11 protein-coding genes and 1 pseudogene are annotated in these 15994 nt (G+C 67.4%); 8 read left to right on the top strand and 4 right to left on the bottom strand.

Annotation, left to right across the window (positions count from 1 at the left end):
- Nucleotides 1-8: 8 nt before the first annotated feature.
- Together BGI51_RS09305 and rimK are read left to right on the top strand one after the other, a co-directional pair.
- A complete protein-coding gene (locus BGI51_RS09305) occupies nt 9-485 on the top strand; it encodes an ATP-dependent zinc protease family protein (RefSeq protein WP_290127627.1) in 477 nt (158 codons plus the stop codon).
- Nucleotides 482-1387, top strand: coding sequence for a 30S ribosomal protein S6--L-glutamate ligase (gene rimK / locus BGI51_RS09300; protein WP_027598254.1), 906 nt, complete (start codon nt 482-484; stop codon nt 1385-1387). The genes BGI51_RS09305 and rimK overlap by 4 nt, the downstream gene beginning before the upstream one ends.
- A 70-nt stretch (nt 1388-1457) precedes the next feature.
- Here the strand turns inward: rimK and BGI51_RS09295 are convergent, their stop codons facing one another.
- Nucleotides 1458-2777, bottom strand: coding sequence for an ATP-binding protein (locus BGI51_RS09295; protein ID WP_187980949.1), 1320 nt, complete (start codon nt 2775-2777; stop codon nt 1458-1460).
- A gap of 137 nt (nt 2778-2914) precedes the next feature.
- On the opposite strand from BGI51_RS09295, the gene uppP reads away from it, so the two are divergent.
- Nucleotides 2915-3787, top strand: a complete 873-nt coding sequence (uppP, locus tag BGI51_RS09290) for an undecaprenyl-diphosphatase UppP (RefSeq protein WP_133860546.1) — start codon at nt 2915-2917, stop codon at nt 3785-3787.
- A gap of 40 nt (nt 3788-3827) precedes the next feature.
- On the opposite strand, the gene ompR is transcribed toward uppP, so the two are convergent.
- The gene (ompR, locus tag BGI51_RS09285; RefSeq protein ID WP_027598251.1) at nt 3828-4562 is read right to left on the bottom strand and encodes an osmolarity response regulator transcription factor OmpR; all 735 of its coding nucleotides are present in this window, start codon (nt 4560-4562) and stop codon (nt 3828-3830) included.
- A 175-nt stretch (nt 4563-4737) separates the two neighbouring features.
- Here ompR and BGI51_RS09280 point away from each other — a divergent pair, with 175 nt between their 5' ends.
- From BGI51_RS09280 to gshA, 3 genes are all read left to right on the top strand, one after another.
- Nucleotides 4738-7056 (top strand): Tex family protein, encoded by a 2319-nt coding sequence (locus BGI51_RS09280; protein WP_187980948.1) that lies wholly within the window; start codon nt 4738-4740, stop codon nt 7054-7056.
- Nucleotides 7057-7058: 2 nt separating this feature from the next.
- Nucleotides 7059-7442, top strand: a complete 384-nt coding sequence (locus BGI51_RS09275) for a PaaI family thioesterase (protein ID WP_052504088.1) — start codon at nt 7059-7061, stop codon at nt 7440-7442.
- A gap of 210 nt (nt 7443-7652) precedes the next feature.
- The gene (gene gshA, locus BGI51_RS09270; protein ID WP_187980947.1) at nt 7653-9230 is read left to right on the top strand and encodes a glutamate--cysteine ligase; all 1578 of its coding nucleotides are present in this window, start codon (nt 7653-7655) and stop codon (nt 9228-9230) included.
- Between the two features lie 616 nt (nt 9231-9846).
- On the opposite strand, the pseudogene argA reads toward gshA, so the two are convergent.
- Nucleotides 9847-11144: pseudogene (gene argA, locus BGI51_RS09265) on the bottom strand (amino-acid N-acetyltransferase).
- 162 nt (nt 11145-11306) lie between these two features.
- Nucleotides 11307-12467: an acetylornithine deacetylase gene (argE, locus tag BGI51_RS09260; RefSeq protein WP_133860542.1), complete on the bottom strand. Its 1161-nt coding sequence runs from the start codon at nt 12465-12467 to the stop codon at nt 11307-11309.
- Nucleotides 12468-12637: 170 nt separating this feature from the next.
- Between argE and BGI51_RS09255 the strand changes: the two genes are divergently transcribed.
- The gene (locus tag BGI51_RS09255; RefSeq protein ID WP_187980946.1) at nt 12638-13987 is read left to right on the top strand and encodes a CYTH domain-containing protein; all 1350 of its coding nucleotides are present in this window, start codon (nt 12638-12640) and stop codon (nt 13985-13987) included.
- Between the two features lie 188 nt (nt 13988-14175).
- Nucleotides 14176-15957 (top strand): GspE/PulE family protein, encoded by a 1782-nt coding sequence (locus tag BGI51_RS09250; protein WP_017639492.1) that lies wholly within the window; start codon nt 14176-14178, stop codon nt 15955-15957.
- Nucleotides 15958-15994 lie beyond the last annotated feature (37 nt).

The raw sequence follows: 15994 nt of genomic DNA, 5'->3' as shown, positions 1-15994 counted from the left end.
GAGCAGCGATGAGCAATTCCGCCGAACCGGTCATTATCGGCCTGAGTGAATGGGTGGCCCTGCCCGGTCTGGGCGTGGTGGGCCTGAGAGCCAAGATCGATACCGGCGCCAGTACCTCGGCGCTGCATGCAACGGAAGTCCAGCCGTTCATGCGCGGCAAGGAACGCTGGGTGAGATTCACCGTGCACCTGGGGACGCTGGTTCAGTCCCGTCATCGCCATTGCGAAGCCCCTCTGGTGGCGAAGAAGACCATTCGCAGTTCCAATGGCATCGCTCAGACGCGTTATGTCATCCGTACCCTGCTGGCCCTGGGCGAGTGCCAGTGGCCGGTGGAATTCACCCTGGCCTGCCGCAAGAGCATGCGCTATCGCATGCTGCTCGGGTCCAAGGCTTTGATCGATGGTGGCCTGCTGGTGAATCCGGCCGTCTCCTATGCGCAAGACAAACCCCAGTTGTCCCTTACTCCGGCTTCCGGTGCCCCATGAAAATCGCCGTCCTCTCGCGTAATCCCAATCTGTATTCCACCCGGCGCCTGGTCGAAGCCGGTGTCAGCCGCGGCCATGAGGTGGTCGTGGTCGACACCCTGCGCGCGTACATGAACATCGCCAGCCACAAGCCGCAGATCCATTACCGCGGCAAACCCCTGGAAGGCTTCGATGCGGTCATCCCGCGCATCGGTGCCTCGGTGACCTTCTATGGCTGCGCGGTGCTGCGCCAATTCGAGATGCAGGGTGTCTTTCCGCTCAACGAGAGCGTGGCCATCAGCCGTTCGCGCGACAAGCTGCGTTCCCTGCAGCTGCTCTCGCGCAAGGGCATCGGCCTGCCGGTGACCGGTTTCGCCCACTCGCCGGACGACGTGCCGGACCTGATCCAGATGGTCAACGGCGCCCCTCTGGTGATCAAGGTGCTGGAAGGCACCCAGGGTATCGGGGTGGTGCTGTGCGAGACCGAGAAGGCGGCCGAATCGGTGATCGAGGCCTTCATGGGGCTCAAGCAGAACATCATGGTGCAGGAATACATCCGCGAGGCGGGTGGCGCGGACATCCGCTGCTTCGTGGTCGGCGACAAGGTGATCGCCGCGATGAAGCGCCAGGCGGCGCCGGGGGAATTTCGTTCGAATCTGCATCGCGGCGGCACCGCCAGCCTGATCAAGATCACCCCCGAGGAACGCATGACCGCCCTGCGCGCGGCCCGGGCCATGGGTCTGAGCGTGGCCGGGGTGGATATTCTCAGATCCAATCACGGCCCGCTGGTGATGGAGGTCAATTCCTCGCCCGGCCTGGAAGGCATCGAGCAGACCACCGGCAAGGACGTGGCCGGGATCATCATCGAGTACCTGGAAAAGAACGCCGAACCGGGGCTGACGCGAACCAAGGGCAAGGGGTGACGGAGTCTGGGCGCGGGGTGTCGGGCTTCGCCAGCGCTCAGCCCAACCTACGCCGCGATAACGTCCCTTGTCAGCTGGCGCTGCGCGGGAGCAGCAGGCCCAGGGGCAACAGTACCCGGGCTTCCACCCCACCACCTTCGCGATTGCGCAGTTCGGCGCTGCCGCCGTGCTGCGCGGCGATGCGCTTGACGATCGCCAGGCCCAGCCCGGAACCGCTGACGGTGCGGGCACGATTGCCGCGGGTGAAGGGATTGAAGATGTCCTGCAGGTCCTTGGGATCTATGCCGGGACCGCGATCCATCACGCTCAGGGCGACATAGGGCGCCGTGGCGGAGCCCGCCACCTGCCCGACCACCTCGATACCGCCACCGCCGCCGTGGCGCAGGGCGTTTTCCACCAGGTTGGTCAGCAGCCGCTTGAAGGAGATGCGCCGCACCGGCAAGGGTGGCAGCACGTCCAGCATCAGCCGTACCCGCTCCTCCTCCTGGTTGTAGGGCGCCACCACCTGGCGGGCCAGCTCGTTGATATTGGTGAGCTCTTGCGGTTCGTCGCGGCCATCGCGGACGAAGGCGAGGAACTGGTCGAGGATGGCGTTCATGTCCTCGATGTCGCGGATCATGTCCTCGGCCTCTTCGCGCTCGGCCGGTGGCATCAGCTCCACCGCCAGGCGCAGCCGGGTCAGGGGCGTGCGCAGGTCATGGGAGACCCCGGCCAACATCAGCTCGCGCTCGCGGCCGGCCTGCTCGACGTCCTCGGCCATCTGGTTGAAGGCGTGGTAGACGTCCTGAATCTCGCTGGGTGCATCGGTTTCCGGCAAGCGCACGCTGCGGCCCTTGCCCAGCTCGCGCGCCGCGTTCACCAGGCGGCGCAGCGGTTGGTTGAGTTGCCGGACGAAGACCCAGGCGGCGCCGGTGGACAGCAGGCCGATGGCGAAAAACCAGCCCAGCACGCTCCAGATGTGCTGCCCGCGCAAGGGATGGGCCATGAGCGGGATCTTGATCCAGTCCGGCCCCAGGGAGGGCGCCAGGATCCACATGGCCGGACCATGCTGGACCCGCACCCGCACCTCGGTCTCCTCGCCCAGTTCCTGCTTCATCTGGCGCTCGAAGATCTCGCTGTAGGGCCAGTGGTATTCCCCGGCCGGCACGGTCTCGGGTGATTCGTAGCGCAGGCCGGCGGCCTGGGCGATGCGCGGCCGCTCGGTTTCCGGGGTGGCCCAGTAGGCACGGAGGGTCAGGGCCGCGCCGTGGCTGTACTGACGATCGACCAGAACGTCCTCATTGAGCAGCAGATAGACCAGGGTCAGCGCCTTGGAAAACAGCACCGCGAGCAGGACCATCCACAGCGAGCGGGCGAAGAAACTCTGGGGAAACCAGCCGGGCGCCTTCATTGCCCGGACTTTCCGCGCAAAACGGCGCGAAAGCCATCACAACCTCCGGGGTTGCGGGGTCCAGATAGGCCACCCGAGACAGACACATTCGGATACATTTGCTCGTCCATTTCTTCCCTTCGACCTGGAGTTCTCTCGTGTCCGACATCTGCCAGACCGGCCTGGACATCGGCTTCGCTTCGCTCAGCTACGCGCAGATCGCCTTTCTCGGCGTGGTGCAGGGTATCACCGAGCTGCTTCCCATTTCGTCCACGGCGCACATGCGGGTGGTCCCTGCCCTGCTCGGCTGGCACGATCCCGGCTCGGCCTTTTCCGCCGCCATGCAGATGGCGGCCCTGGCAGCGGTGATCAGCTATTTCTGGCGCGATGTCAGCGGCGTGACCCGCGGCAGCCTGGCCGCCGTGCGCCAGCGCAACTTCGACAGCCCGGACTTCCTGCTGGCGGTGATGATCGTGCTGGCGACCATTCCCATCTGCATCGCCGGCCTGCTGCTGGCGCCCCTGCTCAATGCCTGCGGCTCGCCGCTGCGGGGCCTCAGCGTCATCGGCTATGCCTGCCTGGCCATGGCCGCCCTGCTGGCCCTGGCGGAGCGCATCTGTCGGCACAACAGAGACATCTCGCAGATGCGCCTGCGCGATGCGCTGATCGTGGGGATCGCCCAGGTCGGCGCGCTGATTCCGGGCGTGTCCCGCTCGGGCTCGACCCTGACCGCCGCCATGTTCCTCAATCTGCGTCGCGAGGAAGCCGCGCGCTTCTCCTTCCTGCTCGGCCTGCCGGCCATCGCCCTGGCCGGACTCAAGGAGCTGGTGGTGCTCTGGCACGCGCACATCCCGGCCGAGGCCTGGTCGCTGCTGCTGGTGGGATTGCTGGTGGCGAGCCTGTCGGCCTTTGCGGCGATCTGGGGGCTCATGCGCTTCCTGGAGCGCTTCTCGACCTGGCCCTTCATCATCTATCGCGCGCTGCTGGGGATCTTCCTGCTGGTCGGCGTGCATCAAGGCCTGTTCGCCTGAGCCACCCCCTAGCCGGGGCGCGATGCCCCGGCTACCCGCCTTACTTGCCGGCGCCGTCCGGCACGAAGACGTAGCCCACGCCCCAGACGGTCTGGATATAGCGCGGCTTGGACGGATCGGGTTCGATCATCCGGCGCAGGCGCGAGATCTGCACGTCGATGGAGCGCTCCAGGGCATCCCATTCGCGACCGCGGGCCAGATTCATCAGCTTGTCGCGGGTCAGCGGCTCGCGGGCGTGGTCGACCAGTGCCTTGAGCACGGCGAATTCGCCGGTGGTGAGCATGTGGGTCTCTTCGCCGCGCTTGAGTTCGCGGGTGGCCAGGTGCAAGGCGTAGTCGCCAAAGGTCACCACCTCGTCGGTACCGGCAGGAGCGCCGGGTACCACCGGGGCCTGACGGCGCAGCACGGCCTTGATCCGGGCTACCAGCTCCAGCGGGTTGAAGGGTTTGGCCAGGTAATCGTCGGCGCCCTGGTCGAGACCCTGGATGCGGCTGCCTTCGTCGCCCTTGGCGGTCAGCATGATGATGGGAATGCGGTTGCCGCTCTCGCGCAGTCGACCGCAGGCGGACAGGCCGTCTTCGCCAGGCATCATCAGGTCCAGCACGACCAGGTTGAAGACCTCGCGGGCCAGCAGGCGGTCCATCTGTTCGGCACTTTCGACCGTGCGTACGCGATAACCCTGTTCGGCCAGAAAACGCTCCAAGAGGCGGCGCAGCCGGGCGTCGTCGTCGACGACCAGGATCTTTTCACCTTCCGGGGCAACGGGGGTGCTCATAATATCTCCTTGTGATCTAGCACTGGATTATGCCGTAGGCCATCCGACCGCGGCATTGGGCCATTGTTAGCAGATTTTGCCCACGCTGGGGCGGCGGTGCCGGCACGGGAGGCAGGGCTCCGGCGGGCTCGGGTATACTGCGGCCCGCTTTTTCTCGTGCAAGCCAGGTAGCCCGATGGATATCAATAGCCGCATCGCCGAAGAGCTCGGCGCCCGCCCGCAACAGGTCGCCGCCGCCGTGGCCCTGCTCGACGAAGGGTCGACCGTGCCCTTCATCGCCCGTTATCGCAAGGAAGTCACCGGCAGCCTGGACGACACCCAGCTGCGTCATCTCGAAGAGCGGCTGCGCTATCTGCGCGAGCTGGAAGACCGCCGCGGCGCGGTGCTGGCCTCCATCGAGGAGCAGGGCAAGCTGACTCCCGAACTGGCCCGCGAGATCAATCTGGCCGACACCAAGACGCGCCTGGAAGACCTCTACCTGCCCTACAAGCAGAAGCGCCGCACCAAGGGCCAGATCGCCCTGGAAGCCGGCCTGGGCCCGCTGGCCGACGCCCTGCTGCAGGATCCGACGCTGACCCCGGAGACCGAGGCGGCCGCCTACGTCGATGCGGACAAGGGCGTGGCGGACACCAAGGCCGCCCTGGAAGGCGCCAAGTACATCCTCATGGAACGCTTCGCCGAGGACGCCAACCTGCTGGCGCGACTGCGCGGCGTTCTGCAACAGGACGCCATCCTCAGCGCGCGCCTGGTGCCGGGCAAGGAGACCGAAGGCGCCAAGTTCAGCGACTACTTCGAGCATGACGAGTCCTTCAAGGCGGTGCCGTCGCATCGCGCCCTGGCGATCTTCCGGGGCCGCAACGAAGGCATCCTCAGCGCCGCGCTCAAGCTCGGCGAAGAAGGCCCGGGCATCGCCCATCCCTGCGAAGGACTGATCGCCGCGCACTTCGGCCTGAAGAACCAGGGCCGCGCCGCGGACAAATGGCTGGCCGAGGTGGTGCGCTGGACCTGGAAGGTCAAGCTCTATACCTCCCTGGAAACCGATCTGCTCGGCGAGTTGCGCGAAAAGGCCGAGGAAGAGGCCATCGCGGTCTTCGCCCGCAACCTGCACGATCTGCTGCTCGCCGCGCCGGCCGGTCCGCGCACCACCCTGGCGCTGGACCCGGGTCTGCGCACCGGCTGCAAGGTCGCCGTGGTGGATGCCACCGGCAAGCTGCTGGCCACCGACACGGTCTATCCCCATGCGCCGCGCAATCAGTGGGACCAGACCCTGGCCACCCTCGGCGTGCTCTGCACCAAGCATGGCGTGGACCTGATCGCCATCGGCAACGGCACCGCCAGCCGCGAGAGCGACAAGCTGGCCGGCGAGCTGATCAGCAAGTACCCGGGCCTGGGCCTGACCAAGGTGATGGTCAGCGAAGCCGGTGCCTCGGTGTACTCGGCATCGGAACTCGCCGCCCGGGAATTCCCCGACCTGGACGTCTCCCTGCGTGGCGCCGTGTCCATTGCCCGCCGCCTGCAGGATCCGCTGGCCGAGCTGGTGAAGATCGAGCCCAAGTCCATCGGCGTCGGCCAGTACCAGCACGATGTTTCCCAGCTCAAGCTGGCGCGCAGCCTGGATGCCGTGGTGGAAGACTGCGTGAACGCCGTGGGTGTGGACGTGAATACCGCCTCCGCCGCCCTGCTGGCGCGGATCTCCGGTCTCAACGCGACCCTGGCGCAGAACATCGTGCAGTTCCGCGACGCCAATGGTGCCTTCGCCACCCGCGAGGCGCTGAAGAAGGTGCCGCGCCTGGGCGAGAAGACCTTCGAGCAGGCCGCTGGCTTCCTGCGCGTCATGAGCGGCGCCAATCCGCTGGATGCCTCGGCGGTGCACCCGGAGACCTATCCGCTGGTGCAGCGCATCGCGGCCGACACCGGCCGTGACATCCGCTCGCTGATCGGCGACTCGGCCTTTCTCAAGCGCCTGGATCCGAAGAAATTCACCGACGAGAGCTTCGGCCTGCCGACGGTGACCGATATCCTCCAGGAACTGGACAAGCCCGGTCGCGACCCGCGCCCGGAATTCAAGACCGCGGTGTTCCAGGACGGCGTGGAGAAACTCTCCGACCTCAAGCCCGGCATGGTGCTGGAGGGCGTCATCACCAACGTCACCAACTTTGGCGCCTTCGTCGACATCGGCGTGCACCAGGACGGCCTGGTGCACATCAGTGCGCTGTCGGAGAAATTCGTCAAGGACCCCTATGAGGTGGTCAAGGCGGGCGACATCGTCAAGGTCAAGGTGATGGAGGTGGACGTGCCGCGCAATCGCGTGGGCCTGTCCATGCGCATGGGCGACACTCCCGGCGAGAAGGTCGACGGCAAGCCCGGCGGTCAGGCCCGCGGCAACGGTGGCAAGCCCCGCGCCGACAAGGGCGCACCGCGTCAGAATCAACCGGCTCCGGCCAACCAGGCCATGGCGTCGCTGTTCGCCAATGCCAAGCAACTGAGGAAATAGCTATGAGCGGATCTCTCGCAGGCAAGGACAGCGCCTTCAGCACCCTGCTGGGCATGACCATCCACAAGGCGGAGGGTGGCGAGTCCGAGGTGCGCATGAGCGTGCAGGACAGGCTCATCAACCTGCACGGCAAGCTCCACGGCGGTGCCATCTTCTCGCTGATCGACACGGCCCTGGGCCAGGCCAGTCACAGTCTGTTCGACGGCCAGGCCGGCAGCGTGACCCTGGAGTGCAAGGTCAACTACGTGCGTGGCGTCAGCGACGGCGAACTGGTCTGCCGCGCCCGGGTGATCCATCCGGGGCGCAAGACCCATGTGCTGGAGGCCCAGGTGCATCAGGGCGACAAGCTGATCGCCCTGGCCCAGGCGACCTTCGCCTGTCTGTGACCGGCCAGAGCGGGCGGCAGCGAAGCGGCGCATATCGCCCTTTGCCGCTGCCTGAGCTACGCTGGGAGACAACTGAGCGGGTTGCGGTCTGAGGCTTGAACCCGGACCGCAGCAGTGACTGCTGCCCCCGCGTCGGCCCTGGCCGGCAACCCTCATTTCAGTCGGTTTCTTCTACCCTGCCCGGGGCGAGTACCGCCAAAGGAAGTCAACTTGAGCGATATCCTGTCCCGCCGCCTGGCCCTGCTCGGCGCTGATCCCTCCCTCCTGACCGAATGCCTGCACGGCATCGAGCGCGAGACCCTGCGGGTGGACGCCCGTGGCGACCTGTCCCGACGTCCCCATCCCCAGGCGCTGGGCTCGGCCCTGACCCACCCGCAGATCACCACGGACTATTCCGAGGCGCTGCTGGAATTCATTACCCCCACCGGCACCCGCACACCCGAGGTGCTGGACGCGCTGGATCGGGTGCACCGAGCCGCGGTCGCCGAACTCGATGGCGAGCGCCTCTGGAGCGGTTCCATGCCCTGCAGGCTGCCGGCCGAGGACGAGATCCCCATCGCCGACTATGGCAGCTCCAACATCGGTCGGCTCAAGCACGTCTATCGCCGCGGCCTGGCCCTGCGCTACAGCCGTACCATGCAGTGCATCGCCGGCATCCACTACAACTTCTCGCTGCCGGAAGCGGCCTGGGAACTGCTGCGCCAGCAGGAGGGTGACGCCCGCGATGCCCGCGACTACCAGTCGGCTCGCTACATCGCCCTGATCCGCAATTTCCGCCGCTACAGCTGGCTGCTGATGTACCTGTTCGGCGCCTCGCCAGCGCTGGACGCGGGCTTCCTGCGTGGCCGGCCGCATCTGTTGCAGACCCTCGACGAGCGGACCCTGTACCTGCCCCATGCCACCAGCCTGCGCATGAGCGACCTGGGCTACCAGAGCAACGCCCAGGCCAGCCTGACGCCGGACTACAACGACCTGACCACCTACACCGAGAGTCTGAGACGCGCGGTGGGCACGCCCTACCCGCCCTACGCGGAGATCGGTACCCACCAGAACGGCGAGTGGGTGCAGCTCAACACCAACATCCTGCAGATCGAGAACGAGTATTACGCCACCATCCGCCCGAAGCGCGTCACCCGCAGCGGCGAGCGGCCGGTGCAGGCGCTGATGGCCCGTGGCGTGCAGTACATCGAGGTGCGCTGCCTGGACATCGATCCCTTCCTGCCGCTGGGCATCGATACCACCACCGCGCTGTTCCTCGACGCCTTCCTGCTCTATTGCGCCCTGGAAGGCAGCCCGCCACTCAACGGCGAGTGTCGCGAATGCACCGACAACTTCGCCAGCGTGGTGCGTGAAGGCCGCAAGCCCGGTCTGCGTCTGCAGCGCCATGGCGCCTCGGTGACCATGATCGACTGGGCGGCGGAGATGCTCGACCAGATCGAACGCTGCGCCGAGACCCTGGACGCCAGCCTGGGCGGCGATGCCCATCGCCGGGCCGTGGCGGTACAGCGGCAGAAGGTCGCCGACGTCCGCCTCACGCCTTCGGCGCGGGTGCTGCAGGAGTTGCGCGAACGCGGCGAGAGCTTTGCCGAATTCGGCCTGCGCCAGAGCGAGGCCCATGCGGCCTATTTCGCCAGCCATCCGCTGAACGAAGGCGAGCGCGAGGGCTATGCACAGATGGCGCGCCAGTCGCTGGAGGAACAGGCGGAGATCGAGGCGGCGCCCCAGGGGGATTTCGACACCTTCGTGGCGGCGTATCAGGCGAGTATTCTGGCGACGATCGGGGTGTAGGTAGGTTGGGTTGAGACGGCTCCATCGTCGAAGCCCAACGTTGTGGTGCCAAAGAGCTTGTTGGTGTCCTAGCTGTTCATTGAGCTCTGCTGGTGTTTCTTGTTTCGCCCACCCGGGCGACTCACTTTTGCCAGTCGCGGCCGCGCCGTTCCGGGGTCGCCTACACGGGCCTTCCATGGCCCGTTAGGCTTCTCGCCGCATCCCTGCGGCTCGACCCACTACACAGCACTGGCGTTCGCGGCGATTCGCCAGCCTGGAAGTTCTGGTTGCAGAGCCGTGAACCGCCCGTAGCCCGTAGCGTGGACAACGGCGAAGCCTTGTCCACGAATAGCTGCGATGCCCACCAGTGGAAAACGCTGCGCGGTTTTCCACGCTACATCTTCAGACGCCAGCGGACGAATCGATGGTTGATGAGGGCGCCTTCCGGTATCGATGCAGGAAGGGCCAGCTACACCTTGGAGCGGCTTCGGTTCGGACTGGAGCTATCGCGGCCATGGGCCGCTCCTACAGGTGTGCCTAGAAGGTGTAGGAGCGGCCCATGGCCGCGATGACGAGCGGCTTGGTAGCGTTGGGCCTCGACGATGCAGCCGTCTCAGCCCAACCTACGAGCGCGCCCTTACAGGCCCTTCTCGAAGATCTTCGAATTGCGCTGGAAGTTATACAGCGACGCCCGGGCCGCGGGGAGGCGTTCCACGCCGCTCGGTTCGAAGCCGCGTTCGCGGAACCAGTGGGCGGTCTTGGTGGTGAGCACGAACAGGGTGCCGAGGCCGCGTTCGCGGGCGCGTTGCTCGATGCGCGCCAGCAGGGCGTCGCCGCGGCCGCCGTGGCGGTAGTCGGGGTTGACCGCGAGGCAGGCCAGCTCGCCCGCCGCCGAATCGGCGATGGGATAGAGCGCCGCGCAGGCAATGATCAGGCCTTCGCGTTCGACGATGCTGAATTGCTCGATCTCGCGCTCCAGCACCTCGCGGGAACGCCGCACCAGGATGCCCTGCTCTTCCAGCGGGCGGATCAGCTCCATCAGGCCGCCGACGTCGGCGATGGTCGCCTCGCGCAGGGTCTCGAAGGGTTCCTGGGCCACCAGGGTGCCGCTACCGGCGCGGGTGAAGAGTTCGGTGAGCAGGGCGCCGTCTTCGGCGTAGCCGACGATATGGCAGCGCCGCACACCGCCGCGGGTGGCCTGGGCGGCGGCGTCGAGCAGCTCGGCCTGGTAGGAGCTGCCCAGGCGCGCCAGATGGGTGGGGATCTGCTGCGGGCCGATCTCGCGGATCAGGGCGCCGTGTTCGTCCAGCAGGCCCGGTTCGGCACCGTAGAGCACCAGCTTGTCGGCGCCCAGGTCGATGGCGGCGCGCATGGCGACGTCTTCGCAGGCCAGGTTGAAGGTCTCGCCGGTGGGGAATAGCCCAGGGGCGAGAGCAGCACGATGGTGCGCTCGTCGAGCAGCCGGCCGATGCCACGGCGGTCGATGCGGCGGACTTCGCCGGTGTGGTGGAAGTCGACGCCGTCCTGCACCCCGACCGGGCGCGCGGTGACCAGGTTGCCGCTGGCGACCCGCAGCCGCGAGCCCTGCATGGGCGAGGCGGCCATGTCCATGGACAGGCGCGCCTCGATGGCGCTGCGCAGGCTGCCGACGGCATCGATCACCGCTTCCAGCGTCGGGCCGTCGGTGATGCGCAGGTCGTTGTAGAAGCGCGGTTCGATGCCGCGGGCGGCCAGGCGCGATTCGATCTGCGGACGGGAGCCGTGCACCAGCACCAGGCGCACGCCCAGGCTGTGCAGCAGCACCAGGTCGTGGACGATGTTGCCGAAGTTGGGGTGGGCGACGCCATCACCGGGCAGCATGACGACGAAGGTGGCGTCGCGGTGGGCGTTGATATAGGGCGAGGCGTGGCGGAGCCAGTTGACGTAATCGTGCATCGAGACGAAGACCCTTGGTGGATAGGCGGGAGGGTGAACGAGGGCAGGCAGGGCGTTCAGCGTCGTCGCAGCACGGGGTTCCTCGACAGGGAGCGGATGGGTAGACAGCCTCAGTAGACCGTCTGGAGTTTACAAAAAGTCACGCCGGGCGCGCGGATCTGTTCATCGGACGGCCGCGGCCTCGCCCAGGCAGTAGTGGCCGATCAGCTGCTGCAGCAGCCTGACGGTGGGCGCGATCCGCGCCAGCGCCAGGTGTTCCTCGGGCTGGTGCGCGCAGCTGATGTCGCCGGGACCGAGGACCAGCACCTCCTGGGTGATCGCCTGCAGATAGGGTGCCTCGGTGGCGAAGGCCACGGCGTCGGCTTGGTGCCCGGTCAGGCGCTCGGCCAGGCGCACCAGCTCGGCCTCGGCCGGCTGCTCGAAGGGCGGCACGGCGGGAAACAGCGGCTGGTAGTCGATCCGCACCCCGAAGCGTTCGGCAACCGGCAGCAGCCGTCCGCGGATGGCCTGGCGCAGGGCTTCGGGCTGCATGCCCGGCAGCGGGCGCAGGTCGAACTCCAGGGCGCACTGGCCGCAGATGCGATTAGGGTTGTCGCCGCCATGGATGCAGCCCAGGTTGAGGGTCGGCTGGGGCACCAGGAACAGTGGATTGCGGTATTCGCGCTGCCACTGGGCGCGCAGGTCGAGCAGCTCGCCCATCACCGCCTGCATGGCCTCAAGGGCGCTGTGGCCCAGACTCGGATCGGAGGAATGGCCGCTCTGCCCGAGGATGTCGATGCGCTCCATGAGGATGCCCTTGTGCAGGCGGATCGGCCGCAGTCCGGTCGGCTCGCCGATCACCGCGGCGCGGCCCAGCGGGCGGCCGGCGTCGGCCAGCACCCGGGCGCCGTCCATGGAGGATTCCTCGTCGCAGGTGGCGAGCACGATCAGCGGCTGGCGCAACTGGCGCGGATCCAGTTCGCGCACCGCTTCGAGGATCAGCGCGAAGAAGCCCTTCATGTCGCAACTGCCCAGGCCGTACCAGCGATCGTCGGCTTCGCGCAGACGCAGGGGATCGGCCTGCCAGAGCGCCGCGTCATAGGGCACGGTATCGGTATGGCCGGCCAGCACCAGGCCGCCCGGCCCGCTGCCCAGGGTGGCGATCAGGTTGAACTTGCCCGGGGTCACCTCCTGGGTCTCGCAGGCGAAGCCCAGGGCGCCGAACCAGTCGCTCAGGCGGGCGATGACGCCGGCGTTGGACTGGTCCAGCGCCGGCTGGGTGCAGCTCACCGAGCTTTCGGCGATGAGGGTCGAGAACAGAGCTTTCAGCGCGGGCAGGGTCATGCGGGGTCTCCTGGTCACGCCTCCATCATGGCGCCATCCGCTGCGCGATGAAACCTTCATGCGCCAGGGGGGCGGGACGGGCTAAACTAGCGCCCACGTTCTCGCCGTCCGTTGTCATGACGCGCTCGGCACGGAGCCGGACCGTTCTCTTCCGGCGCCAGGATCCTCCAATGGCCAAAGAAACCGAAATCAAGCTGCGCGCCAGTGCGGCCACCCTCGACGCCCTGCGCGCTCATCCGTTGTTGAAGAAGCGCTGCAAGGAGGGCTGGCAGCGCCACGAACTCTCCAACTGCTATTACGACACCGACACCCGCGACCTGGCCCATGCCAAGGTCGCCCTGCGCGTGCGGCGCGATGGCGAGCGCTTCATCCAGACGCTCAAGAGCCGTGGCCAGAGCCTGGCCGGGCTGTCCGAGCGCAACGAATGGGAATGGCCGCTGGCCGATGCCACCCTGGACACCGCGCTGTTCGACGACAGCTGCTGGCCGGCGGAGCTGGCCGACCTGGACCTGCGCCGCCTGCAGCCGGTGTTCGACACCGACTTCGTCCGCGACGCCGCGGAAATCGCCTGGGGCCGGGGCAAGGCCCGCACTATCATCGAGGTCGCCCTCGACCAGGGCGAGGTGCGTGCCGGCGACCAGCGCGAGGCCATCGCCGAGGTCGAGCTGGAATTGCGCCAGGGTGAACCGGCCGCGCTGCTGGAACTGGCCGAGCAGCTGGCCGCCGAATTCCCGCTGATGCCCTGCGACATCAGCAAGGCCGAGCGCGGCTATCGCCTGCACGATGCCTCGAGCTATACCCTCTATCTGTCCGCGCCGGAACTGGACGCCGAGACGCCGCTGGACGAGGCCGTCGCCCGCCTCGGCTGGCACCTGCTGGCCGGCAGCCAACGCCTGGCCGAACAGTATCGCTGGAACGGCCACTGGCGCCTACTGGTGGACTGGGTGCACCAGCTGATCGACCTGCGCGCTCTGCTCGGCAGTCTCGGCCAGGCCGCCCCGCGGGCCACCAGCCGCGACCTGCGCCAGGCCCTCGACGAGTTGCTCGCCGACTGGCGACCGCTGGCCGCCATCGGCCAGGACGACGAGGAGGCCCGCCGCCAGGCACCGCAGCGCTTCGCCGCCGAACTGGAACAGCCGCGCTGGGGCCTGTTCTCCCTGCGCGCCGCACGCTGGCTGCATGAGCGCGCCTGGATCCAGGGTCGCACCGGCCGTGGCGAACGCCAGGGCGTGACGCCCCTCGGCCAATGGCTGCCGCGCTTCCTGGCCCAGGAAGCGGCCGAGTTGCCGCTGCTGCGCGCCATCACCGAACCCGAGCTGATCCAGCAGCAGCTGCCGCGGCTGGAGCGGATGCAGGTCTGGCTGCACCTGGCGCGTGGCGCCCTGGACCTGCCCGAAGCCGATCGGCTGTATGGCGAGCTGGGCAAGCTGGCGCCGCTGAGCGCCCACGGCGATCTCGCCGGGGTCGCCGAACAGGCGCGCCTGGTCTATGGCCTGGCGCCCTGGAAAGCCCTGGCCTGAGCCGCCGGACGGCGGGAACGCCTGGCGCATCCGGCCGTCCATCCTGATGGCACAAGGCCGCGAGCGATTCCTTAATACAAAATCGCTATGCTGGAGGAGGCGACCAACCTGGCGGGTACGGCAGGCGGGTCGCCCCCGGTCAGACGCCGGGTGTCACCCCGGTGCGACCACCTTTCCAAGGAGTCCAGATGTCCGCCATAGCTTCCCCTTCCGCTGATCGTTGGCTCGACCTGGGCGACATCCTGCGCGAGCTGGTCAGCCAGCAGCGGATCGATCAGCAGACCGCCGAGCAGTGTCTGCTCCTGCGCCGTGGCTCGGCCAATCCGCAGCAGCATCCGCTGGAATTCCTCGCGGCGCAAAGCGTGGACGACCTCAGCCGCCCGGGGCGCAAGCTGGATCTGGACAGCCTCACCCGCTGGCTCGCCGAGTATTCGGGTCAGCCCTTCTACCGCATCGATCCGCTCAAGGTGGACGTGGCCTCGGTCACCCCGCTGATGTCCTACGCCTTCGCCCAGCGCAACAAGATCCTGGCCGTGGCGGTGAGTCCGGACGAGGTGACGGTGGCCAGCGCCCAGCCCTTCGTGCACAGCTGGGAGAGCAACCTCACCCATGTGCTGCAGCGGCCGATCAAGCGCGTGGTGGCCAGCCCCGCGGACATCACCCGCTACACCCAGGAATTCTTTCGCCTGGCCCGCTCGGTCACCGGTGCCTCGGCGGTGGAGCAGAAGACCAGCGGCGTCGGCAACTTCGAGCAGCTGGTCAATCTCGGCGCCGCCGATGGCGAGCCGGATGCCAACGATGCCCACATCGTCAACATCGTCGACTGGCTGTTCCAGTACGCCTTCCAGCAGCGCGCCAGTGATATCCACGTCGAGCCGCGCCGCGAACAGGGTGCGGTGCGCTTTCGCATCGACGGGGTGCTGCACACCGTCTACCAGTTCCCCGCCCAGGTCACCCTGGCGGTGGTCAGCCGGATCAAGAACCTCGGCCGGATGAACGTCGCCGAGAAACGCAAGCCCCAGGACGGCCGGATCAAGACGCGCATGGCCGGCGAGAAGGAAGTCGAACTGCGCCTGTCGACCATGCCCACCGCCTTCGGCGAAAAGCTGGTGATGCGGATCTTCGACCCGGACGTGCTGCTCAAGAGCTTCGACCAGCTCGGTTTCTCCGCCGACGACCTGCGCCGCTGGGCCGGCATGACCGGGCAGCCCAACGGCATCATCCTGGTCACCGGCCCCACCGGTTCGGGCAAGACCACCACGCTGTACACCACCCTCAAGCAGCTGGCCACGCCCGAGGTGAACGTCTGCACCATCGAAGACCCCATCGAGATGGTGGAAGACGCCTTCAACCAGATGCAGGTGCAGCACAACATCGAGGTGACCTTCGCCAGCGGCGTCAGGGCGCTGATGCGGCAGGACCCGGACATCATCATGATCGGCGAGATCCGCGACCTGGAAACCGCCGAGATGGCCATCCAGGCGGCCCTGACCGGGCACCTGGTACTTTCCACCCTGCACACCAACGACGCCCCCAGCTCGGTGAGCCGGCTGATCGAACTGGGCGTGCCCTACTACCTGATCCGCGCCACGGTGCTGGGCGTCATGGCTCAGCGGCTGGTGCGCACCCTCTGTCCGGCCTGCAAGACGCCCACCGAGCTGGACCCGGCCGCCTGGCAGGAGCTCACCAAGCCCTGGAACGCGCCGCTGCCGACCGGCGCCATGCAGCCGGTGGGTTGTCCGGAATGTCGCGACACCGGCTATCGCGGTCGTGCCGGGGTATACGAAATCCTCACCCTCTCCGATAGTCTGCGCGAACTGGTGACGGCGGATACCGACATCACCGCGCTGCGGCGGCAGGCGTTCAAGGAAGGCATGCGCAGCCTGCGCCTGTCCGGCGCGCAAAAGATCGCCGCCGGCTTCACCACCGTGGAAGAAGTCCTGCGCGTCACGCCCCAGAGCGAACGTTAAGGCCCCAGCAGCCCGCGAGCGGAACAAGGATAGCAGC

The organism is Pseudomonas oryzihabitans, from assembly GCF_014522265.1.
In the GTDB taxonomy this organism is placed as follows: Bacteria; Pseudomonadota; Gammaproteobacteria; order Pseudomonadales; family Pseudomonadaceae; genus Chryseomonas; species Chryseomonas aestiva.
Note: the sequence above shows the minus strand (reverse complement) of the source record. Positions and strands in the feature narration are given on the sequence as shown.